At 34.3% G+C, this 25,630-nt stretch carries 20 protein-coding genes, 3 tRNA genes and 1 pseudogene; 7 read left to right on the top strand and 17 right to left on the bottom strand.

Going from position 1 to position 25,630, the window contains the following annotated elements:
• Positions 1 to 9: 9 nt before the first annotated feature.
• Positions 10 to 396 carry a DUF423 domain-containing protein gene (locus L0669_RS07030; protein ID WP_263762341.1) on the bottom strand — a complete coding sequence of 129 codons (387 nt, stop codon included), beginning with the start codon at positions 394 to 396 and terminating at the stop codon, positions 10 to 12.
• Between the two features lie 194 nt (positions 397 to 590).
• On the opposite strand from L0669_RS07030, the gene L0669_RS07025 reads away from it, so the two are divergent.
• Positions 591 to 1,955, top strand: a complete 1,365-nt coding sequence (locus tag L0669_RS07025) for a saccharopine dehydrogenase family protein (protein ID WP_263762339.1) — start codon at positions 591 to 593, stop codon at positions 1,953 to 1,955.
• 329 nt (positions 1,956 to 2,284) lie between these two features.
• Here the strand turns inward: L0669_RS07025 and L0669_RS07020 are convergent, their stop codons facing one another.
• From L0669_RS07020 to L0669_RS07005, 4 genes are all read right to left on the bottom strand, one after another.
• Positions 2,285 to 3,508, bottom strand: coding sequence for a M56 family metallopeptidase (locus L0669_RS07020; RefSeq protein ID WP_263762337.1), 1,224 nt, complete (start codon positions 3,506 to 3,508; stop codon positions 2,285 to 2,287).
• Positions 3,505 to 3,876 carry a BlaI/MecI/CopY family transcriptional regulator gene (locus tag L0669_RS07015; RefSeq protein ID WP_194620443.1) on the bottom strand — a complete coding sequence of 124 codons (372 nt, stop codon included), beginning with the start codon at positions 3,874 to 3,876 and terminating at the stop codon, positions 3,505 to 3,507. The genes L0669_RS07020 and L0669_RS07015 overlap by 4 nt, the downstream gene beginning before the upstream one ends.
• A gap of 217 nt (positions 3,877 to 4,093) precedes the next feature.
• On the bottom strand, positions 4,094 to 4,516 hold the full coding sequence (locus L0669_RS07010; RefSeq protein ID WP_263762335.1) for a toxin-antitoxin system YwqK family antitoxin: 423 nt from the start codon (positions 4,514 to 4,516) through the stop codon (positions 4,094 to 4,096).
• 653 nt (positions 4,517 to 5,169) lie between these two features.
• Complete coding sequence (locus L0669_RS07005) at positions 5,170 to 6,558, bottom strand: dipeptidase (protein WP_173970777.1); 1,389 nt, start codon at positions 6,556 to 6,558, stop codon at positions 5,170 to 5,172.
• A 109-nt stretch (positions 6,559 to 6,667) separates the two neighbouring features.
• Between L0669_RS07005 and L0669_RS07000 the strand changes: the two genes are divergently transcribed.
• From L0669_RS07000 to L0669_RS06995, 3 genes and pseudogenes are all read left to right on the top strand, one after another.
• A tRNA-Leu gene (locus tag L0669_RS07000) sits at positions 6,668 to 6,749 on the top strand.
• A 185-nt stretch (positions 6,750 to 6,934) separates the two neighbouring features.
• The gene (locus L0669_RS23665; protein WP_302774146.1) at positions 6,935 to 7,057 is read left to right on the top strand and encodes a hypothetical protein; all 123 of its coding nucleotides are present in this window, start codon (positions 6,935 to 6,937) and stop codon (positions 7,055 to 7,057) included.
• A gap of 11 nt (positions 7,058 to 7,068) precedes the next feature.
• Positions 7,069 to 7,995: pseudogene (locus L0669_RS06995) on the top strand (lysozyme inhibitor LprI family protein); the annotation flags it as partial.
• 311 nt (positions 7,996 to 8,306) lie between these two features.
• On the opposite strand, the gene L0669_RS06990 reads toward L0669_RS06995, so the two are convergent.
• Both L0669_RS06990 and L0669_RS06985 read right to left on the bottom strand, forming a co-directional pair.
• Positions 8,307 to 8,540, bottom strand: a complete 234-nt coding sequence (locus L0669_RS06990) for a hypothetical protein (RefSeq protein ID WP_263762333.1) — start codon at positions 8,538 to 8,540, stop codon at positions 8,307 to 8,309.
• A gap of 546 nt (positions 8,541 to 9,086) precedes the next feature.
• Positions 9,087 to 9,746 (bottom strand): HAD family hydrolase, encoded by a 660-nt coding sequence (locus tag L0669_RS06985; protein WP_263762331.1) that lies wholly within the window; start codon positions 9,744 to 9,746, stop codon positions 9,087 to 9,089.
• 123 nt (positions 9,747 to 9,869) lie between these two features.
• Here L0669_RS06985 and L0669_RS06980 point away from each other — a divergent pair, with 123 nt between their 5' ends.
• Complete coding sequence (locus tag L0669_RS06980) at positions 9,870 to 10,484, top strand: hypothetical protein (RefSeq protein ID WP_263762329.1); 615 nt, start codon at positions 9,870 to 9,872, stop codon at positions 10,482 to 10,484.
• Positions 10,485 to 10,857: 373 nt separating this feature from the next.
• Here the strand turns inward: L0669_RS06980 and L0669_RS06975 are convergent, their stop codons facing one another.
• From L0669_RS06975 to L0669_RS06930, 10 genes are all read right to left on the bottom strand, one after another.
• A complete protein-coding gene (locus tag L0669_RS06975) occupies positions 10,858 to 12,441 on the bottom strand; it encodes an MFS transporter (protein ID WP_263762326.1) in 1,584 nt (527 codons plus the stop codon).
• A 1-nt stretch (position 12,442) separates the two neighbouring features.
• Positions 12,443 to 13,495: an HlyD family secretion protein gene (locus L0669_RS06970; RefSeq protein WP_263762324.1), complete on the bottom strand. Its 1,053-nt coding sequence runs from the start codon at positions 13,493 to 13,495 to the stop codon at positions 12,443 to 12,445.
• Positions 13,496 to 13,651: 156 nt separating this feature from the next.
• Complete coding sequence (locus L0669_RS06965; protein WP_263762322.1) at positions 13,652 to 14,962, bottom strand: TolC family protein; 1,311 nt, start codon at positions 14,960 to 14,962, stop codon at positions 13,652 to 13,654.
• Positions 14,963 to 15,285: 323 nt separating this feature from the next.
• Complete coding sequence (locus L0669_RS06960; protein ID WP_263762320.1) at positions 15,286 to 16,107, bottom strand: AraC family transcriptional regulator; 822 nt, start codon at positions 16,105 to 16,107, stop codon at positions 15,286 to 15,288.
• 292 nt (positions 16,108 to 16,399) lie between these two features.
• Positions 16,400 to 16,473: transfer RNA gene (locus tag L0669_RS06955), tRNA-Asp, on the bottom strand.
• A gap of 727 nt (positions 16,474 to 17,200) precedes the next feature.
• Positions 17,201 to 17,274 (bottom strand) — tRNA-Asp (locus L0669_RS06950).
• Between the two features lie 86 nt (positions 17,275 to 17,360).
• Complete coding sequence (locus tag L0669_RS06945) at positions 17,361 to 18,287, bottom strand: DUF58 domain-containing protein (RefSeq protein ID WP_263762318.1); 927 nt, start codon at positions 18,285 to 18,287, stop codon at positions 17,361 to 17,363.
• Positions 18,284 to 20,860, bottom strand: coding sequence for a M1 family metallopeptidase (locus L0669_RS06940; protein ID WP_263762316.1), 2,577 nt, complete (start codon positions 20,858 to 20,860; stop codon positions 18,284 to 18,286). The genes L0669_RS06945 and L0669_RS06940 overlap by 4 nt, the downstream gene beginning before the upstream one ends.
• A 297-nt stretch (positions 20,861 to 21,157) precedes the next feature.
• Positions 21,158 to 21,751, bottom strand: coding sequence for a hypothetical protein (locus tag L0669_RS06935; RefSeq protein ID WP_263762314.1), 594 nt, complete (start codon positions 21,749 to 21,751; stop codon positions 21,158 to 21,160).
• A 59-nt stretch (positions 21,752 to 21,810) separates the two neighbouring features.
• On the bottom strand, positions 21,811 to 22,356 hold the full coding sequence (locus L0669_RS06930) for a hypothetical protein (RefSeq protein WP_263762312.1): 546 nt from the start codon (positions 22,354 to 22,356) through the stop codon (positions 21,811 to 21,813).
• A gap of 205 nt (positions 22,357 to 22,561) precedes the next feature.
• Between L0669_RS06930 and L0669_RS06925 the strand changes: the two genes are divergently transcribed.
• Positions 22,562 to 23,269 carry a LytR/AlgR family response regulator transcription factor gene (locus L0669_RS06925; RefSeq protein ID WP_263762311.1) on the top strand — a complete coding sequence of 236 codons (708 nt, stop codon included), beginning with the start codon at positions 22,562 to 22,564 and terminating at the stop codon, positions 23,267 to 23,269.
• On the top strand, positions 23,266 to 25,347 hold the full coding sequence (locus L0669_RS06920; RefSeq protein WP_263762309.1) for an ATP-binding protein: 2,082 nt from the start codon (positions 23,266 to 23,268) through the stop codon (positions 25,345 to 25,347). The genes L0669_RS06925 and L0669_RS06920 overlap by 4 nt, the downstream gene beginning before the upstream one ends.
• Positions 25,348 to 25,630 lie beyond the last annotated feature (283 nt).

Raw genomic sequence — 25,630 nt, 5'->3', positions numbered from 1 at the left:
TTCGGGATTTTATGATTTTCTCCTCAAAATCGTAACAAATAATACCGCCCAAGCAATAATTAATAGAAAACCACCCACAGGTGTTGCGAATACGATAATTTTGAAATCAAAAACTGTAAGACTTTTTGTAGCTAATAAATAGATCGAACCGCTAAAAAGAAGTACACCTGCAACAACTAAATTATAGATTGATTTTAAGGTTTTTTCGGCGATATCTTTTCTGGTAGAAAGAAAGAGTAAAAACAGGGCATGATACATTTGATAACGAACACCAACTTCAAAAGTATTAAGTTCTTCTATAGATAAATATCTCTTTAATAAATGTGCACCAAAAGCGCCCAAAATAATCGATAACATTCCCATAAAAGCTGCTGCTAAAACAATTCTTCTTTTCATATTTTCTATACTTTTTTTATTCTTCAACAAAAATACTTCAATACATTTTAAAAAGCATTTTAGTTTTCAAAAATCTTTTACGGAAAAAGAAATTCATTACAATTTAGCTTCAAATCAAAAAATAATGCACTTTTACAAAATTATAATTGTTATATATTTAACAATTTAATATATTTGTGTTACAAATTTAAAACATGAGAAGCATTTTAATCTTTGGAGCAGGCAGATCTGCATCGTCGCTAATTCGTTATTTATTAGCCAAATCAGAAAGCGAAAACCTACATCTTATTGTGGCGGACTTGTCTTTGGCTTTGGCCGAAAAAAAGACTCAGAATCATCCTAACGCTACTCCAATTGCTTTAAATATTTTTGATACCGAACAAAGAAAAGCAGCGATTCAGCAAGCATCAATCGTGATCTCGATGTTGCCTGCTCATTTGCATATCGAAATTGCCAAAGATTGTATCGAATTCAAAAAACACCTTGTTACAGCTTCTTATATAAGTGATGCAATGCAGGCTCTTGATGAAGAAGCTAAGAAAAATAATTTGATTTTCATGAACGAAATTGGCCTTGATCCCGGAATCGATCATATGAGTGCCATGAAAGTTATTGATGAAATTAGAGCCAAAGGCGGCAATATGTTGCTTTTTGAATCTTTTTGCGGCGGATTAGTCGCTCCTGAATGTGATAATAATTTATGGAATTACAAATTTACCTGGGCGCCCAGAAATGTAGTTCTCGCTGGACAAGGCGGCGCGGCAAAGTTTATTCAGGAAGGTACTTATAAATATATCCCATACGGAACTGTATTTCGCAGAACCGAATTTCTGGAGGTTGAAGGTTACGGAAAATTCGAAGCGTATTCGAACCGGGATTCTCTTAAATACAGATCGATTTATGGCTTAGATGATATCCTGACTTTATATCGCGGAACGATTAGAAGAGTTGGTTATTCGAAAGCATGGAACATGTTTGTGCAATTGGGTATGACGGATGATAGTTATATTATGGAGGATTCTGAAAATATGAGTTATCGCCAGTTTGTTAATTCATTTTTGCCGTATCATCCAACAGATTCTGTAGAGATTAAAACGCGATTGATTTTAAAAATCGATCAGGACGATATTATGTGGGATAAACTTCTGGAACTGGATTTATTTAATCCGGACAAAAAGGTCGATTTGCCTAATGCTACTCCTGCTCAGATATTAGAAAAAATTTTATCAGACAGTTGGACTCTTGAGCCTAACGATAAAGATATGATTGTCATGTACCATAAGTTTGGCTATGAACTGAATGGTAAAAAACAGCAAATCGATTCTAAAATGGTTTGCATTGGCGACGATCAAACTTATACTGCTATGGCAAAAACGGTTGGATTACCGGTTGCAATGGCAACATTATTGATTTTGAATGGAGAAATTACAACTCCTGGCGTACAACTTCCGATAAAAAAAGAAGTTTATCAGCCTATTTTAAAGGAGCTAGAGGAATATGGGGTGATTTTTAATGAACAAAACATGCCTTACTTTGGATATAATCCAGACTTATTTTAAGGCCTGGTTTTGTTGGTTTTTTTAGAATTTTTTTTTTAGTTTTTAATTTTATCCGCTTCTCCTGACTAGAAGCGGATTTTTTTCTTTTTAAGGGACAAAGGTGCAGAGGGACAAAGGTTCAAAGGGTTTAGCCACAAAGGCACTAAGACACAAATGTTTTTGAATAATTGTTGTAGAATTATCTAAAATATTATGCTGGTTAGATTAAATATTTCGACTAAAGCCAGTTCTTTTCTAAAAAAAACTCCAGCAAAAAGCTGGAGTCTATTAATATCAAAAGAAACCTCTGAACCTTTGTCCCTCTGCATCTTTGAACCTCAAAAGAAAACTTATTTATTAGACTGAATCGTAATTGGCAAACTGTACATCACTCGAACGGGTTTTCCTTCCTGAGTTGCAGCTGTCCATTTTGGAGAAAGCTTCAGGACGCGGGTTGCCTCATCGCCTATCCCGTAACCAGGATCTTGTAGTGTTTTAATGTCTGATAAGCTTCCGTCTTTTTCGATGATAAATTGCATATAAGCTTTCCCTTCAAGCTTATTTTTTTGAGCTTCTTCGGGCATTTTAAATTTTTTGCCAATAAATTTATAAAATTCCGTAAGTCCGCCCGGAAACTCAGGCAGTTTCTCAATATTGGCCATTGTATAAAGATCTTTATCTTTTACATCTGCTTTATTTGATCCTTTTTGAGCCGTCGCTTTTGTACTAAAAACAAACAATAATAAAGCATACATTACACCTACGCTAAATACTTTTAATACGATTTTAATTGGAGATTCTTTTTTGGTCATCATCAGTAAACGTTTTTTAGTTATTAGATAATTAATATTACTTGCCAGAGCAACTGTGTTTTTATTTGAAGCAAAATCTAATAATAGATTCTGATAATTTCTAACAGATTGAAATTGAATATTTACAACTTCATCTGCCAAAAATTCATGATTAAGTTTGATGGCTTTTTTATAAAACAAAAGCAAAGGATTGAACCAAAAAACGATTTGAAAAATTTCTATAAAAAGAATATCCAACGTGTGTTTTTGATCTAAATGTGCTTTTTCGTGCGCTATTAATTCTGATGGGATTTTACCTTTTTCGAATTCATTTTTATTGATAAAAATCGCATTCCAAAAAGAGTGTGGTAAAATAGATTCTTCAACTAAAATTACTTTTTTGCCATTTATAAACTGGATATTTTTACTTTTTAGTTTTCTAGAAAACAAAATTAAATTCAATGTAAAATGAAATGCTAAGACTATTGTTACAAGGACATAAATCTTTATCGAAGTATCAAATATGTCTTGCATTATGTGGGCATTATTCAAAACAACTCTATTCGTTCTAATTGCAATTCCTTCTAGCTGAACAGTACTTAAATCATTTTGGAATAAAGGTTCGAATGAAAACAATTGCAACGGAATTACGAAACTAAAAAACAAACTTCCTAACAAATAAATACGATTGAAACGAAACATTTTTTCGTTTTCAAGCCACAATTTATATACTGCATAAAAAACCAAAAGCAGTATTCCTGATTTTAGAAGATAGAGTATCATTTTTTCTTTTTTTGAATTTCTGAATCGATTATTTTTCTAAGTTCTTCTAATTCTGATGTTGACAAATTGGTTTCTTTCGTAAAAAAAGAAGCAAATTGTGATGCCGAATTATTGAAAAAACTACTTATTAATCCGTTTACGTGTTTCGAGAAATAAACTGTCTTTTCGACCAAAGGATAATATTCTCTCGAATTTCCGAATTCGTTATAGGCTACGAATTTCTTATCGATCATTCGTTTCAAAAGCGTGGCAACAGTTGTTGTTGCCGGTTTTGGTTCGGGATAGGCTTCGAGTAAATCTTTCATAAAAGCTTTTTCAAGCTTCCAAAGATGTTCCATTAATTGTTCTTCTGAGTTTGATAGTTGCATTTTTCTAAGGTGCTAAGGTTCTGAGATTCTAAGTTGCTGAGTTTTTTTTGATGATTACGATTAATCTATATTCTATATTCTATATTCTATATTCTATATTCTATATTCTATATTCTATATTCTATATTCTATATTCTATATTCTATATTCTATATTCTATATTCTATATTCTAAAAAAAAATCCGCGACAATCCGTTTAATCCGCTAAATCTGTGGGCTATTGTATTTCTTCTTCCGAAATTAAATTACCATTATTATACTTCCTGACTTCGGTTAGTTTTCCTTTATCCGAGTAAAATTTCCAGACTCCGAAATAAAACCAATGTGTTTCGACGGCATCGACTTCGATTTTTGTCTTTCCTTTTGATTGTAGTTTTCCGTTTTCATAATAATATTTTACAATGCAGATTCCGTTTTTGTATTTTTCGGTTTTGTAGATTTTTCCGTTAATGTAGGATTTCCACTTTTTTATGGGTTGATCACTTTTGTAATATTCTAACGACTTGTATGTAATGCTATCCTGTTGGTAATTATCAATCCAAAGACCTTCTTTCTTTTTATCAATCTTTTGATTGATGGGTTTGCTTTTACAACTTAAAAGCATGATTCCGCAAAAAAATAGCAAAAGAAGGTTTTTCATATTTCCCGAATTAACTCTACAATTATAGATACTCTTCTACAAATGTAGAGATTAATTTTAAATGACCAAGAGAATTTTAAAAAAAGTTTTCTTTTAAGGTTCAAAGGAACAAAGACTCAAAGGGACAGAGGTTTAGCAAAATGATAAAGTTTTTTTTGAATAGGCTCCAGCTTTAGCTGGGGTTTAGAATAAATGCGAAGGAAATGGCTTTAGCCGAATAAATACGCTTATAGAAGATTAAAGAATTCGGCTAAAGCCAATTACTCTTTTCACAAAAAACTCCAGCTGAAGCTGGAGGCTATTCAATTCTGATGCAAAAAACCTTTGAGCCTTTGTTCCTTTGAACCTCTTTTAAGCGTTAGGGATAGAGGCGGTATCTCCCGATTTAGAAAAACAAGGCTTTTTAGCCGTAGTTTTTGTTAATCGGGAATATAGCCGAAAGCCCGTCCACCGCGGCGGAAGCGCCCAAAAAAATATTAAATTCCAAATTTTTAATATTCTAATAATTAAACTCCAAATTCCAAAAAAAAAAAAAAAAACCGCTCATTTCTGAACGGATTTTATATGATTTGAGATTTATCTTTGTGAAAGTTTAAAACTTTGGCAAAGAGTTAAACCTAAAAAACTTTGTGCCTTAGTGTCTTCGTAACAAATTACTTAGAAAGCTCTACAAAATATTTGTAAAACAACGGAATAGTTTCGATTCCTTTTAAGAAATTGAAGATTCCGAAGTGCTCGTTTGGTGAGTGAATTGCATCGCTATCTAAACCGAAGCCCATAAGGATGGTTTTGCTTTTTAATTCTTTTTCGAACAACGCTACAATTGGAATACTTCCGCCTGAACGAACCGGAATTGCAGGAACTCCAAAAGTCTCTGTGTAAGCTTTGTTTGCTGCCTGATATCCAACGCTGTCAATTGGCGTAACATATCCTTGCCCACCGTGATGCGGCGTTACTTTTACGGTAACTCCAGACGGTGCAATGCTTGTGAAATGCTTAGTGAAAAGCTCTGTGATTTCATGCCAATCCTGATTAGGAACCAAACGCATTGAGATTTTAGCAAATGCTTTGCTCGCAATAACAGTTTTTGCTCCTTCGCCTTGGTATCCGCCCCAAATTCCGTTTACGTCTAATGTTGGACGAATTGAGTTGCGTTCGTTGGTTACATATCCTTTTTCGCCATAAACGTCGTTTAGATCTAAGGCTTTTTTATATTTTTCTAGGCTGAAAGGTGCTTTTGCCATTTCGGCTCTTTCCTCTGCAGATAATTCCTGTACTTTGTCGTAGAAACCTGGAATGGTAATATGATTGTCTTCGTCGTGCAATGAAGCAATCATTTTTGCCAAAACATTGATTGGGTTGGCCACTGCTCCACCGTATAATCCAGAATGCAAATCGCGATTTGGTCCGGTAACTTCTACCTCTACATAACTTAAACCACGTAAACCTGTCGTGATCGACGGTTGTTGATTTGAGATCATTCCGGTATCTGAAATAAGAATTACGTCGTTTTTCAGTTTCTCCTGATTGCGCTCTACGAACCAAGCCAAACTTGCAGAACCTACTTCTTCTTCGCCTTCGATCATGAATTTTACGTTACATGGCAAAGTATTGGTTTGCACCATAAGCTCAAGGGCTTTTACGTGCATGTACATTTGTCCTTTGTCATCGCAGGCTCCACGGGCAAAAATTGCGCCTTCTGGGTGAATTTCGGTTTTTTTAATTACGGGTTCGAATGGTGGCGATGTCCATAATTCGATAGGATCTGGTGGTTGAACATCATAATGTCCGTAAACTAGAACTGTAGGTAAATTTGGGTCGATTATTTTCTCTCCATAAATGATTGGATAGCCCGGAGTATCGCAAATTTCGACAAAATCACAGCCTGCTTTTGTTAAACTTTCCTTAACAGCCTCTGCAGTATCGATCACATCTTGCGAATATGCAGTGTCGGCACTTACCGACGGAATTTTTAATAATTCGATCAATTCGTTGATAAACCGATCTTTATGTTGTTGAACGTAAGACTTAATATTTTCCATTTCAATTATTTTTATAGAAATTCAAAAATACGAAAAAGAGAATTAATATTTTTTTTGAAAAAATGTTTTGAAATCTAGAAGTTATGTTTATCTTTGCACCCACAATTGAGCGGATATGGTGAAATTGGTAGACATGCCAGACTTAGGATCTGGTGCCGCAAGGCGTGTAGGTTCGAGTCCTATTATCCGCACTGAACAAAAGCTTCTGAGAAATCAGAAGCTTTTTTGTTTTTAAACTACTTCTGTTTTTTGTTGCTAAAATTGTTGATAAACAGATTGTAACATCATCGCATTTCTACTTTTGTATCTCTATTTTTGAATGATAATCACAGCTTTTTTATCTGTAAGGGAGTTACAATTAAATAAAATATTTTAGATGAATAAATTACTTATAATTCTTTTAAGCCTTTTTTCTTTTACCGCTTTTTCGCAAACTAAAGGCAAAAAAGAAAATTTAATCGATATTCAGGAAAAAAAATGCCTTGATAAAGAAGATTAACTACTGCCGAGCAATGTAATTGTACCATAAAAGCGCAAGAAGACTGGGATAAAGAATTAAATAAATATTATAGTATGCTAAAAACTAAACTTAGCAAAGAAGATTTTGAAATTCTAAAAAACTCCCAAAAACAATGGATCTCGTATCGCGACAAAGAATTTCTATTTATATCAAAATATTTTCTCGAAATAAAACAAGGCACAATGTGGTATAACTGGTTAAAACCGATAATATTCTGGATTGTTTCTATTGTACTTTTAATAGTTGCTAACTCTTTTAATAATCCTACCTTAGAAAAGGTTTGTTTTACGATATTCTGTCTCGGATTAGTTGGTTTATTGATTTCAGCATTTTACCAATTATCAAAAAAGAAATGGCTTAAAACAATCCTAACCTTAGTTTTATTTGGCAGCACAATAGTTATTGGTCTCATTATATTTCTTACGCTTTTTTTCATAAAACAAGAAACACCCGATACTTGGTCCAAAAATTTAAAAATTCCAAAAAATATACAAATTGACAATCCTGTTGACATGGAATTTGGCAATAATTTTGACTCTAAAAAACCAGACAGTATAACAAATAGAATTGTTGAACACACTGAATTTCAGCTTTACAATTCATTCCAGCCGGGAATTTATGAATATGAATTTTGGATTGGAAAAATAGAACGCGGAACAATTTATTTAAAGGCTTTTGAAATCACTCAAAATGTTAGCCTTTCTGATGACAAATTACCAAAAAGAAGTTCTATTAAAATTTACAATCCTACAGATAGTATAAAAAAATTTAGCTTAGCTGATGATTTTAAAATTTACGAAGGAGATTGGGGGCAACCATATGCCGCAAGATTCGAAGTTTGGTTTAAACCTGACAATGGCAAAAAAGAACGAAAATTATTTTTTAAAAATTATAAGATTGAAGGATGGATGCGATAATGCATTCTATATGATTGCAACTTTATCAATAATAACCTTAATCCCTACAATATGTTTCGTTCCTTTGGAACTCTTTCTAAAATTCCGAAGGAATGATTTATATTGTAGCAAGTCCCGATAGCTATCGGGATCAATCCCTTGAAGCACAACGTAACCACATTTTCATCAGTCCGATCGAAATGAAAAATCACAAAGCTAAGCCAAACCCGACAGGTTTTAAAAACCTGTCGGGTTTAGAATACGGATCGTTGTCGAGTTTCGCGTGTGATTTCTCGTTCCTCGAAATGACAAACTAAGCGTAAAAAATCTTATTAATCAAAATCCAAATAAGGATCTAAAGCTTCTGCCAATTTATTGAGCCAATAGAAATTATCTTCTATATTTTTTACTTCAGATTCTACTGTTTCGCATCCACGCATTACACATAACGAAAGTGCATAATTTATTTCTCTAATTATTTTTGCCATTTCTTCAGGATCGATGTCATCAACAAAAAAATCTTTTATTCTTGCTTCAACTTTTTTTGAATGATTTTCTGTTCTCATAATTTTAAGATAAAAAAAACAAAAATCCTTAGAATTTATTTTCATTTGAACCCATATATGCGTTCAACTCTAATTATTATTTTCTTATAAAAAATTAAATTTCGGCTAAGGCCCTTCCCTACAAAATATAAAAAAACCTCCAGCTGAAGCAGGAGGCTATTTATTTACTTTGTGATTCTAATCGCTAAGATGGATTAAAATCCATCCCTACAATATGTTCCGTTTCTCCGGAACTCTTTATAAAATTCCGGAGGATGATTTATTTTGTAGCCAGTCCCGATAGCTATCGGGATCAATCCCATAGAGCGCAAAGTAACCCCAATCTTGTCATTTCGAGGAACGAGACTCGAGCGATAGCGAACAGGCGAAGCAAATCTCCACAAGAAGCTCCGCAAAGAATGTCGTCAATCTTTGTCGAATTACCAATGTGATTCTTCGCTTCTCAGAATGACAAACTGCGTGTAAAAAAACCTTTGTCAAAGTTTAAAACTTTGACAAAGGCTGTATTTAAATGAACTTATATCACTTATATAGTTAAAAAAAATTCTAGCTGTTCAATAACTCCAAAACCTTGTCGACATTTACTTCACTATAATCATGGATGTAAAAACTACATGGCGGAAGCTGTTCTTTTGTATGCGTGCTTAAAACACCTACGACTTTCATTCCTGCATTTAATCCTGCTGTAACGCCCGAGAACGAGTCTTCAAAAACAATACAGTCAGACGGTGCAACGCCAACACGTTTTGCAGATTCTAAATATACTTCGGGATTTGGTTTATGAAATTTTACATCTTCGCTTGACATAACAGAATCCATTTTGTCCTGGAATTGCAACGCTCCCATAATCAAATCAAGATTGGCGCGTGGTGCAGATGTTGCAACAGCAGTTTTAAAGCCTCTCGATTTTAGTTCGGCTAAAAAGTCGAGATAATACGGAATGGTTTCGACTTTGTCTTTATAAATCTCACGAAACATTCCTTCTTTTTCGTCTTCGAGTTTTACGAGTTCTTCTCCTGTAATGGCACGTTTGAAGAAATGAGTCATAATATAACCATTATGTTTTCCGTACATATGTTCTTCAAACTCTTGTTCTGAATGAGGAATTTGATATTTATCGAAAAATGCTTCGAAAGCTTTTGCATGATGCGGATTGGTGTGACAAATCACGCCGTCCATATCAAAAATAACACATTGCTGCTTCATTATATATTTTGTTTTTTTAACGGTTGCAAGATACAATGATTTATATTTTTTATCGAATTTAAAATTCCGAATATCTTTACAATGTCATTTTTTATAACTTCGCCAATACAGAATTAAATTATTATGAAAAGCGCAAAATACAATGGCAAAAATGTGATCTGGGAAAGCAAAACCAAGCAAATATTTTTGATTATTATTTGCTTTGCGTTTACTTTTATGGCATTATGGGCTGGAAAAATCAATTCAGTTCGTTTTTGGTTTCCCTTAATTTTATTTGGCGGAGGCGGTATTTTTATACTCATTAGATTTCTAAATCCAAAAAATATTTTTGTTCCTCTAAATTCAAAACTGGCACAAGAAATATTTTCTTCACAAGCTGTAGAAAATCAAGATGAGCCCGGGATATTTGAATACAGCGAAAATGGTTTTAAAATTACTGATGAAAACAGTTCTAATACTTATGAATGGAATAACATTGAAACTGTTCTGGCTTACAAAATAGATTTACTTACGTATGACGAAATTTGTATAGATGTTTATACTGATGATTTAAACAAATTCACTATTTCAGAATCCACCTGGGGATGGTTTCAATTTATCAGCAGATTAAGTGAAAACATCAAAGCAATCCAAATTGATTGGTACATTACTATTGCAAACCCAGCGTTTGAAAAAAATCTAACTCTACTATACGATAAAAACAATCGCACAATAGAGGAAATAATAAAAGCACAATAGTACTTTCCAGAAAATCCAAAAATACATAATTCCAATAGCTAAAAAGAATCGCAAAGGTTTCTCGAGGAGATTTTAGTTTCTCGCAAAGTCGCGAAGCTGCAAAGTTTATTAAGCAATAATTACATCGTACTACAAACTAAACAGAAATGCAATTATGAAAATGATTGTCCTAGCCCCGATAGAAGTGGAAATCCTTTTGTGGCGGTGTTCGCCACAAAAGATTGGAACGAATAGCGGGATTAGCTCCTGAAAAAAATCAAAATAACACTCAAATTACACAAAAAAACCCGTGTAATCAGCACGGGTTTCATCATCATCAATCGAAAAAATCAAGGTAATCACTCCTCAATATATTTTTATTTTAAAAGGCATTTTAGCCTATCCAAATTTTACTTTTAACTAATGTCATTGTTTGTCGCAAATGCTGGTTGCACGCGATAAGAATAATCAGAACGACAAGACCGTATCCTACGATGGTATAAATTTCCATGTCGGCTAATAAAGTGGCTTGTTTGGCAACGGTTCCGAATACTTTTTTTAATGCTAATGTATTCGCATTATCTGCTGAATATCCTTTTGCCATAAAACTCTGCGCTGTTGTAGCAATGGTTTGCTGGGCTTCGGGATTTTCGCCGGTTACAAATTGGCTTAGTTTTAAAAAGTGTTTTTTGTTTAAAAATACGACTGCATTCTGCATCACACAAAAACCAATTGTACTCCCCCAGAAACGTCCGGAAACTCCAACAATTCCGGATGAAACGGCCATTTTTGCCGGAACAGACGATGTGGTAAACAAAATAAGCGGAACGAATAAAAACCCAACTCCAATACCTTGTAAAACATACGGAATGATAATATCTGACAATGCTACATCGGGCACAAAAAGAAACGTAAACCAAAAATGAAATAACGCAATAAGCGAAAACCCAATCATAAAAATGACTTTGGTCGAAACGGATTTCATGAGGAAAAAAGCAGCAAGAATTAGTCCTATTACGTTTCCTAATCCGTTGATGTATTGCACTCCGGCAACTCGTGACGGATCCCAGTTCCAGATCGAGAACATTGCTGAGTGACAAAGACTAAGCGTTGCTCTACTGATATAGAAGAGGAAAAACAATAAAAATCCGATTCGGAGATTGGCGTATTTAAAGACTTCGAAATCAAAAGTGGGTCTTTTTACCAAAAGTTCCTTAAAGATGAATAATCCTCCTGTAATCAGCGCAACCATGAGCATTAAAACCATGTGCGAAGACTCGAACCAGTATTTTTTTTCGGCGTACACAAAAAAGTAAGCACCACAAAGAATCGCCGTTAAAACCAAAATGTAACTGATCCAGTCGATTTGATACAAAGGGATTTTCTTAGTAATTCTGTGTCCGCGAAAAGTTATCAGGATCAAAAAGACATTTAAAACCTGAAGTCCGCCTGATACATACAACATGTATTTCCAATCGTAATGATCCAGAAACCAAACAGCAATATTCATAATAAACGGCGTTGACAATAACAATGAACCGTAGTAGAATGAAAAACCTATTATGATGGCGTTTTTAGAATTGAACTGTTCTATCAATAATTGCCTGATCGTGATTACCGGAAGTGCCATCAGGATTCCCTCGGCAACTCTTAGCAATAAAAAAAGATAAAAATTAGTAATATATGCCGATGAAATAATCGTAATCCCAATTACGGAATAGACCGCCATGAGGTAATTTTTTGCCGGGAAAAAACTCGAAAATCTACTTTCGATCAAAATCGTTGCCAGCAAAGTTCCGTAGGTAACGCACATTGCAAACTGCAAATCTTCTGGCTCAATGTCAAGAAAACTTGCCGCATAGGTTACGTTTGAAGTATAAACTCCCAATAAAATCATGGAATGCAGCAAACAGACAAACAAAATAATAATGATTGCCCATTTGGGAACCCAGGATTTAAAAATACTTTTATCTTCCATTTTATTTGTGCTCGGCAATAACGGTAATATTCATTCCGGCTCTTAAAAAATCAGCTTGTTTGTCGGCATCTTTTAACTGAATACGAACCGGGATTCTTTGTTCGATTTTTACGAAGTTTCCTGTTGCATTATCCGGAGGCAATAACGAGAATCTCGCACCACTTGCAGGAGATAACGACATTACAATTCCTGTAAATTCTTTACCATTTATAGCGTCGGCCTGAATTTTCACTTCCTGACCAACGGTTAAATATTGCAATTGTGTTTCTTTAAAATTGGCAGTAATCCATTTTTCTTTGCTTACTATAGAAAGCAATGATTGCCCTTCTTTTACCATTTGCCCTGGCTGAATCGTTCTTTTGCCCACCCAACCATCATAAGGCGCGGTAATGATGGTGTACGAAAGAAACAATGCCGCATTATCTGCCACTGCTTGTTTCGACGCAATATTGGTTTGCATGGTAGGCACGTTTGCCTGCGCCTGAGAAGTACTTAAGTTAGAAGACTGAATTCTGTCTCGCATTTCCTGAAAATGGGCTTGCGCCGATTCGTAATCTGCCTTCACTTTTTCTAATTGTTGCGAAGTTGCAGCTTCATCTTTAACCAAAGCTTTGTATCTGTCGTATTCTAATTTTGTTTTCCAAAGATTGGTTTTGGCTGCAGCCAATTGCGATTCTCCAATTGCGGTTGAACTTGCGGTTGTTGCTACATTTTTCTCGGCCACAACACTGCTTTGTTTCGCACTTTGCACATCGGCAAGAGCCACATTCAATTTTGACTGATACTCTCTGTTATCGATAATTACCAAAGTATCGCCTTTATGCACGAATTGATTTTCATCAAAACGAACCTCTTGTACATAACCTGTAATTCTGGACATAATAGGTGTTACATATTGCTCAACCTGAGCATCATTGGTTTCTTCGTGATTTCTGTTAAACACATAAAACCAAATTCCTAAAATGATTCCACTTGCTACCAATACGCAAGCTATAATTGTTATTAATATATGAAACGTTCTGTTTCTTCTAGTTTCATTTTTTATCTTAACCATAATAAACTGTATATCTTTTCTTTGTTCTGTTTTTTTCTAATTCTCCACCGGATTGACATCCGGCGCTACAATATAAATCGTTCCTTCGGAACTCAAAACCTATATTCTTTACTCTATTCTCTTGCTTCTAGCTTCTTATCTCTAAAAGTCTAAAATCTAAATCTGCTCTGGCATTATTCCAGCCGTGTGAAGCAATTCGTAGTGTTTTAGAATCGCGTCTAATCGGGTAGAAATTTTATTGTATTTTGCTTGTAATAAAGCATTATCTGCATCGACCATTTCGGTTATTAAAACCAATTGATTTAAATATTTCAGCTTTACAATTCGGTAATTTTCATTGGCCAAATCCAACGCTTTGTCTACTACCACAAACTTTTCAAGAATTTCCTGATATTGCGTATGCTCTTTAAACAGCTTATCCTGAATTTCATCTTTGATAATTTCGGTTTGCATTTTTTGCCATTCGATTTGCGTAGTTGCCTGTTCTACTTTGGTTTTATTTTTATATAAAGCCGAAAGATCAAAATGAGCTTCGATACCAATTTGCCCTAAAGTGTACAAATACGGATTTGGCGGAAAGAATTTGTAGTTAGGATAATAAAAACCATAGTTACCAAAAAAGTTTACCGTAGGCAGATAATTTCCTTTTACTAGTTTTAGTTCCGTTTTTTTGATGTTTAATTCCTGGCTTGCTATTCGCATTTCTTCATTATTAAAAGCCTTATTCAAATAAAAGTCATACGGATCTAAACCTTTCATTTCATCCATATTCGCCGTAGTATCGATCGCTACTTCTTCGTTTTCAGGAATCTGAATCAAAGTCTTTAAATCATGCAATGCAATTTTTATATTTTTAGAATTAGTCAATGAACTTAATTCACGATCCGAAAGTTGTAACTCAGCTCTAATAACTTCGTTTTTGGTTACCGTTCCGTGTTTTTGCAAAGACTGTACTTCTTTCAATCGGCTTTTTTCTTCTTTGATGTTTTCTTCGAAAATCTTTTGAAGTTCCATCATTTTATAAATCGCCAGATAATTGGCCACAACTTCGAGCTCGATATCATTTTCGGTCTTTTCGCTTTTTATTTTAGCGATTTCATTTTCCTGATTGGCAATCTTAATGGCGTTATTAATCTTATTACCCGCATAAATTGGCATTTTAAAAGTAGAGTTAACCTCATAAATTTCAGGAATCGCCTTGGTGACTTCTTTATCCTTTAGAAAACCACTTCCTTTGAATTCCGTAATATTGGTAATTCTGGAATACACACCGTTTAATTCGATATCCGGCAAACGGAGTTCTTTTCTTTCTTTGATGTTTTGCTCTGAGAGCGTTGTCTCTAATTGAGATCTAAGGATTTTTTTATTGTTTTCTTTGGCCAGTTTCACCGCTTCGCTTAACGAAACCGAATGAATTTCCTGAGCTTGTAAATTACTGAATGTTAATACGATTAGAACTATCAACACGATTTTGAGAAAACAATCTTCTGTAGAATTTGTTGTTTTAAGGAACATGAATGTATAAAAATTTTAGTACTGCAAAGTTCCTTCATTTTTTCGTTGACTGATAATTCTAAAAAGTCAATATCATATTCATTTCGGACAAATGTTAAAATTTTATTTCCCGAAAACGATATATTAAAATATTGAAAAACAATACGTTGTGAAAAATTATACAAATTGAGGTTTCACGCAGATTTAAAAAGATTAAAGCTGATTTTGCAGATATTATAAAAATAAACCCGTCTGAATCTGTTTAAATCCGTAAAATCCGTGGGCAAAAAAACTTTCTATTTAGTTCTCAGGATATCTTCTCCATTTAAGTAATCAGAAGGTCTTTGTCCGAGGAATTTAAAGAAAGTATTACTAAACGTCGGCACGCTGCTATAACCAACTTCTTGAGCTACCTCTTTTACAGAAAGTTTTCTTTCTAATAAAAGTTCGATCGCTTTTAATATTCTTCGAATGGTATAATATTGAATGAATGACATATTAAGGTCTTTTTGAAATAAGCGATACAAAGAGCGTTCGCTATAGCCAAATTGATGCGCAACCTCAGCAAATAAAATGGTTTCTCCCAGATTATTTTCGATATGTCTCAGAATCTTACTCAAACGCGGATCTTTTGGTTGTGGTAATTCTAAAGGTAAATTGGTCAGGCAAATTTGAGGTAATATTGCCTTGATCGCTTTTGCAATTGCAAAATTCGAACTTCCTTTTTTAAGATCACCGTTCCATCTATTGGTAAAAAGCATCATTTGCAACAATAAATTATTGACCGGATAAATACCTTCTACTTTATAAAAATCATCTTCGTCTTTTTCAACCGGAAAATATAAATTCCGCATAGTAACACTTTCAGATTTTGGTTCGATGCTGTGCGCAACACCACTAGGAATCCAGATAAAATGCCTTGCAGGCAAAAAGTAGGTTTTGGTTTCTGTTGTTACAAAAACCACATCTCCTTCGGCATACAACAATTGTGCTTTGTCATGTTTATGTGTAGGCACAAACAATTCCCCCATTAAATCATGGTGACAATAAATGCTTTTTTTGTCGGCATCTACTTTTTTGATGTAATATTTATCTAGTTTCTGACCGGAATGTTCCATTGAAGTAATTGAATATCTTTCGATATATAAATGTAGGGAAATTTAAATTTTAAAATTTTAAAAAATTCCAAAGCTGGATTGTGCAGATTTAACCGCAAAGTCCGCAAAGTTTTTTAAAGTATGCTTTTTTAGAAAACACAAAGTTCGCAAAGCTTTGTGTTGATATAGCTTTGCGAACTTTGTGTTTTCTATGTGTAAAGTAAAATTAAATCTTAGCGAACTTTGCGGTTAAACTTCAAATAGCTATAAAATAAAAAAGCCTTTCCGTTAAGAAAGGCTTCTTCCAATATTGCGGTCTGGACGGGACTCGAACCCGCGACCCCATGCGTGACAGGCATGTATTCTAACCAACTGAACTACCAAACCGTGCGTTATTGCGAGTGCAAAAATACAACAGAATTTCGTTTCTGCAAGCGTTTTTTGCGAATAAAATTTAAGAAATTTTTAATTGACTAAATTCCAATATTTTAAAAATTGGTTTCGAAGTATAAAAAGGAGAATTTTCTTTCTTTGGTCCGCAAAAAGCGCTATCCCGATAGCTATCGGGAACGCAAACTCCGCAAGATTGTATTAGCATTGCCCGTGGTTTCAACCACGGGAGACGTATTTATTACAATTACATTATGTTCCTGTTTTATTACATTGTGTTTCCCGTGATTGAAACCACGGGTTATATTTTGAAACAGAACAACATTAACAATCTTGTCATTTCGAGCAAAGAAAGAAACGACACTAGTTGATCGACACAGATTGGAAATATACTTTGCAGAGTTTCTTGTGTGATTTCTCCCTTCGCTCGAAATGACAAACTATACGTTAGAATTAGAATTATAGTATGAAACCAAAAAATCCGCAAAGCTTATAAAAAACTTTGCGGACTTTGCGTAAATCGTAGCGCTCTTTGCAGTTAAAAAACAAAAATCAAAAGTGTCGTAAATCAAAAAAGCCATCCACAAAAGTGGAAAGCTTTTCATTGGTCTAACTACTAAACCAGCTACGAGTTACAAAGTCGTAGCAAAACAACACAACTAATCTTAGATACCGTATTTGGGCAAAAAAGCCTTTCCGTTAAGAAAGGCTTTTCCCAATATTGCGGTCTGGACGGGACTCGAACCCGCGACCCCATGCGTGACAGGCATGTATTCTAACCAACTGAACTACCAAACCTCTGCGTTATTGCGGTTGCAAAGATAGTACAGAATTTCATTTCTGCAAGCGTTTTGCTAAAAAAAATTAAATATATTTTTAAATCTTTAGCCAAAGTTTTGTTTTTCAACCAAATATGTAGTCAATATTTTTTCAAAATTATCACCAACATTCACCGGAACGTACTTAATTTGGTTCTTTGCACATGTTAAAGCCAGGTTTTTAAAATAAGCCTCTGCCCTTTTTTCATATTCTACTTTTACATTATCAGCAAAAATCGACACTTCTTCACCAGATTCTAGATCAATAAACTTTCGCGGCGTGTTGTCAAAGTCAAATTTAAGCTCTGTTTCATTGTCTACCACATGAAACAAAACCACTTTGTGTTTGTTGTGTTTAAGATGTTGTAAAGCATTAAAAAGCTTTTCATCATCTTCTGACTGAAACATATCTGTAAACAGGATAATCATCGAGCGACGATGCATTTTCTCTGCGATTTGATGCAGGTATGTAATGGTGTCGGTTGTTTTTTTAACTTTTGGCTGTTCTAATAATTGCTCTAATTTATTGAGCAGCATTCTATGATGGCGATCACTTCCTTTTTCGGGAGCATAATATTCGTAACTGTCTGAGAAAACGCTTAAACCTACGGCATCACGTTGTTTCTTTAAGATATTCATTAAAACTGCCGAAGCCAAAACCGCAAAACCAATCTTCTTTTCATAAAAAGGCTGACCTGATTTTAATTCAGGATAATGCATCGACGACGAATTATCGACTATAAGATGGCAACGCAAATTGGTTTCTTCCTCATAACGTTTCGTGTACAAGCGATCTGTTTTGGCAAATAATTTCCAATCGATGTGTTTGGTACTTTCTCCTGCATTATAGACTTTATGCTCGGCAAATTCAGCCGAAAATCCATGAAACGGACTCTTATGCATTCCGGATATAAAACCTTCTACAACCTGATTTGCCAGCATTTCGAGATGCTGAAAACTGGAGACTTTCTCTATTTCCGATTCGATTTTCATTCGGTTTCTTTTTTAATATTTTGCGCGCGGTATAAACCGTCTGTCGCCTGCAATAATTTCCTTTTTAGAATTGGACTAAAATTAGGGTTTTCTTTTAAGAATCGCTGCACTTCATCAAAAGCATATTTCGACGAGTATTTCCCAACGGTATTATTAAGCCAGTCTTTCGGAAAGAAAATATCTCCCGTTCGCTGAATTTCTTCAACCAAATCTAACGAAAACCTAATATACTTTTGAGCACTTTCCTGACGTAAAGGATGATTAATATTCGCCAAACCTACAGCAACCCACGATTCTTTTTCTCTGTTTTCATCGTCTTTCAATGATTTTACAAAGGCATCACGAACGGATTCATCTTTCGATAATGACGGAAGTAAAAATTCAAATCGCTTTTGTTTGTCCGGATTTGTAAATGTTGTTCTGGTTTTATTTAAAATTTCATCTGCTATTTCATGTTTAAATATAGCCAAATTCATTGCCATATTGGTATAATCGTCTTCGTTTAATTTCAAGCTTTGAATCACCTTTTCTTTATTCCATAACGAATATAATTTGGCTTTCGCCGAATTGGAATACGCAATCGAACTGAATAAATTAAATAAAGTCTTTTTGATGTTGCTTGATAAATTGGCTTGTAAACGTTTGTACAAAACTTCTTCTAATTGTTTTTGTGCTTTAGTTTGTTGTTTTTCGGTTAAGAATTTCCAGAAAATAGCATTCGTTTGATTGGTTATAATTTTCAAAACCAACTCGTTTTCTTCTTGCTGAATTCCTTTTACAAAACAATCAAAAGCTTTCTTTAGCGCAATATTTCCCGTTAAGGTATTTTCATAAATATTAATATAAGTTGAAGCTCTGGCAACCTCATCTTTCAAAGTCAAAACAGAGTCTAAATTATTACCGTCAAGCGGAAAAACGCCGTAACCAAAACCATTATAATTGTAAATGATACTAAGCGGTTTTTCAAGCCCAATCGCTTCTTTCAGTGATAAATTCCTGTCTTTTATATTGACACTAATTACTTTTACCTGATCAGAATATACCAAACCAATATCAAAGATCTGAGGCCACACATTATCTGATTTGCCTTCTGCCTCTTGCCAAATTTCAAACGATGAAATTCGGTTTTGAACATCGTATTTTATCTGATTATTAAAAATCGCTCTTCCATATTTATTCACCCAAACTTCGCTCCACTTTTTCATGTCAAGTGGTGTTTCGGCATCAAGAATTTCTACGAGATTATTCCAGTCGGCATTATCGTTGGCGTATTTTTTAATGTATTTTTCGATTCCTTTCTGAAAAGCTGCTGCCCCCATCGAAGCTTCTAACTGGCGCATCATAATTGGGGCTTTATTATAAATAATAGCTCCATAAAGTGATCCCGCATCTTTTAGATTCGCTAAATGTTGTTTTATAGGATGTGTGCCTAACGAACGATCTTCCGCGTAAGCGTTAGGATAATGCGCCGTTAGAAACTGTAGATTATGATTGACTTTCGGAAAAATCGGGTTCATGATTTTGTCTGCCATAAAATTCGCGAACACTTCTTTCATCCAGACATCGTCAAACCATTTCATAGTAACCAAATCGCCAAACCACATATGCGAGGTTTCATGCGCAATCAGTTTGGCGCGATCTAATTTCTCGCTGTCAGTTGAACTATTATCCAAAAACAAAGTCGATTCCCGGTACTGAATCGCCCCTACATGTTCCATTCCGCCATATTGAAAAACCGGAATCGAAGCAAAATCCAGCTTTTGAAATGGAAACTTATAATTGGTATATTTTTCTAAAAAGTCTACGGATTGTTGGTGTAAACTAAAAATAGTATCCACACTTACCCTGAATTTTTCTGCATTGTTTTCACGATACAGCATTGTCATTTCTCTATTTCCCGGTTTTTGCGTTACCGTTTTAAATTTTCCGGCAACAAACGAAAACAAATAGGTACTCATTTTATCTGATTCACCAAAAGTATAACTTGTAAAATCTCCTTTTTCTACTTCTTCTTTTACATCGGCTCCAGCCAAAACGGTCCAGTCTTTAGGAACTGTTAAACTCAATTTATAAGTTGCTTTTATATCCGGCTGATCTAAACATGGGAACAAAGTACTCGCGCGATCCGGAACTAATAAGGTATAAAGAAAATCATCGTTTCTGTTTAAAGATAAATTTCCTGCTATAAACGAAATCGAAATGGTGTTTTTTCCCTGAATTAAATCTTTTGCAGCAATAATAATATGCCCTTTTTCGTGAACAATAGCAACACTTTTAGCATTAACCTGAATCGATTTTATGTTCTGACTTTTCTCTTTAAAATCGAGATATAAAGGTTCGCTTAAATCAGAAATCGTAAGGTTTAAAGTCAGATTTGAATTGATTTCCTGCTGTTTTTGCTGCGGAATTTCAAATGAAAGTCCATAAGTAACCTCTGAAATTTGTTTTTTTCGAAAGTGCGCCATTTGTTCTGAAACACCGTTTTCTAAAACAAGATTTTCTTTTTGTTTCGATTGAGAAAAACCAATTGTAGTAAATGCAAGAACACAAAGAAAGCTGTAGAAAATTTTCATTTTTAAGAGAATGTTAGATCTGTAAAAATAAAAAAAGTTTGCCACGAATTTCACAAATTAGCACGAATTAAAATTCTTTTTGCCACAGATTTCACAGATTAAAATGATTTTTTTTAATCTGCGAGAATCATTTAATCTGTGGCAAAAAAAAATAAGCCACATTTCAATTCGTGGATTTCAATTTTAAGTTAAATTAATTTGTGCTAATTCGTGAAATTCGTGGCAAAAAATAAAAAAAAGTCTGACTATTGCCAGACCTTTTCCAAACATACTAATTCTAACTATCCAAAAATAAAATTATTGAGTTTGCTGAAATTTAAAAGTCATATCTCCTGCATAATACGTATTGCGCGCATTGGTTGGAAAAATAGTTTCTGCAGCCGTACTTGAAATATATGCATATCCTGTAATTATGATATTTCCTGCCGTAATAGGATACGTCGCAGCAGATCCGTCAGTTTTTGTTCTGTTAATCCAATCGTCGCTGTTTACGGTAAAAAAGTATTCTTTATCTTTTGTAAGCGCAATTGGAGTGATTGTTTTTTCTACGGTAACATTTGCGGTTGGTACATTTATCGTTTCAGATTTTATAACCGTTTTGGTCGCCGCATCCCATAAAGTGATTCTTAAAGCAGCATTTACATCTGGAATTTTTACCACCAAAGCATTTATTTTACCCGTTACTGTAGGTTTAAAACTGAAACCGTATTCGTAAATTCCTGAGTTTTTTACATCGACTGCTTTCTGGCTAAATCCTGAACCGGCCATATAAGCATCAAGAGGATTTTCTTCGTTATACTTAACTGTATCTTCTTTATCATCATCGCTGCTGCAGGAAATGGTTAATAATGCAACGGATAAAATCGTAAAAATGGTTTTTAAAGTTTTCATAATAATATAGTTATTTGGTTCTTCTTTCGTTCAATAAATTATTTTGTATCCTTTTTAAATTATAGTTGAATATTAAAATGAGCGCATACTTCTTCGTAACTCATTTTAGCATAATCCGGTTTTGCAGTTTTTGATGTTGCAGCCGCAACGCCACCCGGAATCAAAATATAGCGCCAGCTAAGCGTTGTTGGCAGATTTACAGTTCCTCCTGCGTCATGTCTGAATCTGAATAGTTTGATTTTCTTTACTGTAGAAATAGCAGTAATTGTATTCACAAATCCGCCGGCTGTTGATGTGTAAGGCAGTGTATAAGTACCTGTACCAAAAGACACATAAACCAATATGGTTCCTTTTGCCAGAATATCTTCTGATAACTGAGGCGCATTAATAGTAGTAGACATTCCTGATGTTCCGTCTATTGTTTCTGCAACTGCTGTTGGGGCTGTTATCCATGCGCTGTAAATAACATTTGCTGTTCCTGTTGCTCCTGCCGGACCTGCTTGTCCGTCGACTCCGTTTGCTCCGTCAGTTCCGTCATCGCTGCTGCATGAAATGGTAGAAATAGCAACTAATAAAATGGTAAAAATGGTTTTTGAAAGTTTCATAATAATTTTGGTTTTAAATTTGGCTAAATGATTCGTATTTAATTCAATAACATTATTTTTGCAATATTCAAATCATCGCAAAAGAGTGCTTCTTTTTATGTGATGATTGATTTACAAGACAAATTTGCAGGATTAAAACGGGCCGAAAAACCACTAATAGACGAACAACATTTTAAATAGACAGACGACATAAAAACCGAATCAAATGACAAAAAAATACACTTGTATTATTGTTGACGACGACGAAATAGACAGACTTACGGTGTTATCGTTTGCCAAAAAGTTTCCTGTTCTGGATATTTTGGGTGTTTTTGAATCGGCTGAAGATGCGCTTCCGTTTATCGAAAAAGAAAAAGTCGATATTTTGTTTCTGGATATTGATATGCCGAGTTTAAACGGAATTGACTTTCGAAAAAAAGCATTAGAAATTCCGGTTTGTATTTTTATAACCGCGCATCCTGAACATGCCGTAGAAAGTTTCGAAATAGAAACCCTGGATTTTATTGTAAAACCATTAAAACTCGATCGCTTTGCGCAAACGGTAAGCCGAATTGAGGAATTTATGGAAATCAAACTCAAAGCTTCTCTTTTTGAAGCCAGTATTGGCGGTGATACCATTTATATAAAAGAAGGTCACGAACAAACAAAAGTAAAACTGCACGAAATTCTCTATCTCGAAGCACTAAAAGATTATACGCTTGTGATAACCGATAAAAAAAGACATTGCGTTTTATCGAGTATTGGTAATTTATTAAAAGAAGATCATTTTCAGTCTTTTATTAGAATTCATCGAAGTTATGCCGTTCAGAAACAGTTTATTCAAAAGATCAATTCAACCGAAATCATTTTAAATAATAACATGGCGATTCCCGTAGGAAGAAGTTATAAAGAAAACTTAAACCTCTTCTCATGAAAAAAATGTGGTTCTTGTTTTTGTTATTCATCAACTTAACTGTTTTTGCACAGCAGGAACCTATTTTAGCAAAATACAAAACCCAACCCGAAAAATTAAAAGCTTGGCTAAAATACACCAACGAAGTATTAGATGCCGAAGATTATCCCAAACTAATCGTTGCGGCACAAAAAGGAATCGAACTTTCTAAAGATCAGCTGGCCTACAAATCAAGGTTTTATTTTTTAAAAGGAAACGCCTACGAATTCAATAATAACCAGACCAAAGAGGCATCGATCAATTACGAAATCGCCTTAAAGTTTGCACAGAAAGCCAGACATCTTAAAAACGAAACTTCGATTTTGATGCGCCTTAGTTATGCCTATTATGCGCTGAATGAAACTTTAAAAAGAAAAGAATTAATTACTTATATCAAACAAGTGGTTGACACTACAAAAAGCACGTATACAAAATCGGTACTTTACGGAAGTCTTGGCGAATATTATCTCGATAATGCACAATATGAAACCTTTATTAGTTATCAGCTAAAAGCTATTAATTACAAAAAACTACTCAAAAAAACAGTAGCAAACGATGAAACCATTGGCGTTTCGTACAGTCAGATTGCGGCGGCGTACACCAAAATGAAACAATACAATAAAGCCATAGAATATCTTAATTATGCCCAACCTTACATCAAAACTTCGCCTTATATCAGTGCTTTTTCATGCAATTATTATTTACAATGTTTTGTTCCTTTAAAGAATCTCGACAGCATTCAAAAATATTACAAACTGGCTTACACCTTTCCGTCTAGAAAAGATTCGTTGTTTCTAAATCTAAGTTTCGCCAACAGAAGCGTATCTGAATATTATGCCAATGAAGGCCAGATAAACACCGCCTTTAGTTATGCTAAAAAAGCGGTTTTATTAGGACAAAAATCAAATGATCAGGATATAATTATGGAAGCCAATGCCGTAATGGGAAGGGTTTTATACGAGAAAGGAGAATATAAAAAGGCCATCGAAACCTTAAAAAAAGCATCAAAAAATGCGCTAACCTACGACAAAGAATCGTTTGTAAACATCAATAAAAAACTATCTCAAAGTTATGCCGCATTAGGACTTTGGAAAGACGCATTTTATTATAACGAAATCTACAGTAAATCGAATGACGAAATGATGCAGGAATCGGCGAAACAAAACATTGCCAATGCCGAGGCGCGTTACCAAAATAAAACAAAAGGACAGGAAATCAAGAATCTTTCGACTCAAAACACGCTTAAAAACATTCAGATTGACGAAGCCAAAAAGCAGCGTATTTTTCTAATTTCGGGATTAATTCTCGTGGGGATTATTGTTTTATTATTGTTTAAACAAAATCAAAACCGTAAAAAAACCAATGAGAAATTACAGCTTTTGAATCAGGAATTGGATGAAGCCAATAAAATAAAAGCGCGTTTCTTTAGTATTTTAAATCATGATTTGCGAAGTCCCGTTTCCAATTTAATTCACTTTCTGCATCTTCAAAAAGAAAGCCCTGAATTGATTGATGAAGAAATGGCCGCACGAATGCAAACCAAAGTCATCACCGGAGCCGAAAATTTATTATCGTCTATGGAAGATATCTTATTATGGAGTAAAGGCCAAATGGAAAACTTTAAACCTCATCTTAAAGAAATTACTGTCGATGGTATTTTTAAGGAAATAAAGAATCATTTTTCAGGTATCGAAAACATACAAATTTCATTCGAAAACCCAGAAAATCTCATCTTAAACACCGATGAAAATTACCTCAAAACCATCATCAGAAACCTAACCGGAAACGCCATAAAAGCCCTCGACAAAACCACAAACGGAAAAATAATCTGGAGAGCATGGCAGGAAAACGACGTTCAATATCTCTCCATTTCAGACAACGGCCCCGGCGGAACTCAGGAACAATTTAAAGCTTTATACGACGACTCAGAAGTCATCGGGATCAAATCCGGTTTAGGATTACACTTGATTCGTGATTTGGCCACAGCCATAAATTGCAAAATCGAAGTAAAATCTCAGCAAGATTCAGGAACTACCTTTACGATAAAAGTTCGCCACTAATTACACTAATTAGCACGAATTAAAATTCAGTCTGTTTTTCTGCCACAGATTAAAAGGATTAAAATGATTTTATAATCTCTGAAAATCTTTTAATCTGTGGCTAACTTTTTTGAGCAATATCAAAATAAATAATTCGCGGAAATTTGTGAAATTTGCGGTAAAAACAACCCACATTTTAATTAATAAAATTGAATTTAAGCTCAAAGTAATTCGTGCTAATTCGTGAAATTCGTGGCAAAAAAATCCTTTTAATCTGTGGCAAAAAAACACAAATAAAAAAGGC

The sequence above is a fragment of the Flavobacterium bizetiae genome (assembly GCF_024271895.1).
Lineage (GTDB): Bacteria > Bacteroidota > Bacteroidia > Flavobacteriales > Flavobacteriaceae > Flavobacterium > Flavobacterium bizetiae.
Note: the sequence above shows the minus strand (reverse complement) of the source record. Positions and strands in the feature narration are given on the sequence as shown.

What these genes read in the sequence shown, in the direction of transcription:
- L0669_RS07030 (WP_263762341.1), bottom strand. Translation starts at nt 396, where the DNA reads ATGAAAAGAAGAATTGTTTTAGCAGCAGCTTTTATGGGAATGTTATCG.
- L0669_RS07015 (WP_194620443.1), bottom strand. Translation starts at nt 3,876, where the DNA reads ATGCAACTATCAAACTCAGAAGAACAATTAATGGAACATCTTTGGAAG.
- L0669_RS06945 (WP_263762318.1), bottom strand. Translation starts at nt 18,287, where the DNA reads ATGAAAATCGAATCGGAAATAGAGAAAGTCTCCAGTTTTCAGCATCTC.
- L0669_RS06935 (WP_263762314.1), bottom strand. Translation starts at nt 21,751, where the DNA reads ATGAAAACTTTAAAAACCATTTTTACGATTTTATCCGTTGCATTATTA.
- L0669_RS06930 (WP_263762312.1), bottom strand. Translation starts at nt 22,356, where the DNA reads ATGAAACTTTCAAAAACCATTTTTACCATTTTATTAGTTGCTATTTCT.
- L0669_RS06960 (WP_263762320.1), bottom strand. Translation starts at nt 16,107, where the DNA reads ATGGAACATTCCGGTCAGAAACTAGATAAATATTACATCAAAAAAGTA.
- L0669_RS07020 (WP_263762337.1), bottom strand. Translation starts at nt 3,508, where the DNA reads ATGATACTCTATCTTCTAAAATCAGGAATACTGCTTTTGGTTTTTTAT.
- L0669_RS07010 (WP_263762335.1), bottom strand. Translation starts at nt 4,516, where the DNA reads ATGAAAAACCTTCTTTTGCTATTTTTTTGCGGAATCATGCTTTTAAGT.
- L0669_RS06975 (WP_263762326.1), bottom strand. Translation starts at nt 12,441, where the DNA reads ATGGAAGATAAAAGTATTTTTAAATCCTGGGTTCCCAAATGGGCAATC.
- L0669_RS06990 (WP_263762333.1), bottom strand. Translation starts at nt 8,540, where the DNA reads ATGAGAACAGAAAATCATTCAAAAAAAGTTGAAGCAAGAATAAAAGAT.
- L0669_RS07005 (WP_173970777.1), bottom strand. Translation starts at nt 6,558, where the DNA reads ATGGAAAATATTAAGTCTTACGTTCAACAACATAAAGATCGGTTTATC.
- L0669_RS07025 (WP_263762339.1), top strand. Translation starts at nt 591, where the DNA reads ATGAGAAGCATTTTAATCTTTGGAGCAGGCAGATCTGCATCGTCGCTA.
- L0669_RS06925 (WP_263762311.1), top strand. Translation starts at nt 22,562, where the DNA reads ATGACAAAAAAATACACTTGTATTATTGTTGACGACGACGAAATAGAC.
- L0669_RS06985 (WP_263762331.1), bottom strand. Translation starts at nt 9,746, where the DNA reads ATGAAGCAGCAATGTGTTATTTTTGATATGGACGGCGTGATTTGTCAC.
- L0669_RS06970 (WP_263762324.1), bottom strand. Translation starts at nt 13,495, where the DNA reads ATGGTTAAGATAAAAAATGAAACTAGAAGAAACAGAACGTTTCATATA.
- L0669_RS06920 (WP_263762309.1), top strand. Translation starts at nt 23,266, where the DNA reads ATGAAAAAAATGTGGTTCTTGTTTTTGTTATTCATCAACTTAACTGTT.
- L0669_RS23665 (WP_302774146.1), top strand. Translation starts at nt 6,935, where the DNA reads ATGAATAAATTACTTATAATTCTTTTAAGCCTTTTTTCTTTTACCGCT.
- L0669_RS06980 (WP_263762329.1), top strand. Translation starts at nt 9,870, where the DNA reads ATGAAAAGCGCAAAATACAATGGCAAAAATGTGATCTGGGAAAGCAAA.
- L0669_RS06940 (WP_263762316.1), bottom strand. Translation starts at nt 20,860, where the DNA reads ATGAAAATTTTCTACAGCTTTCTTTGTGTTCTTGCATTTACTACAATT.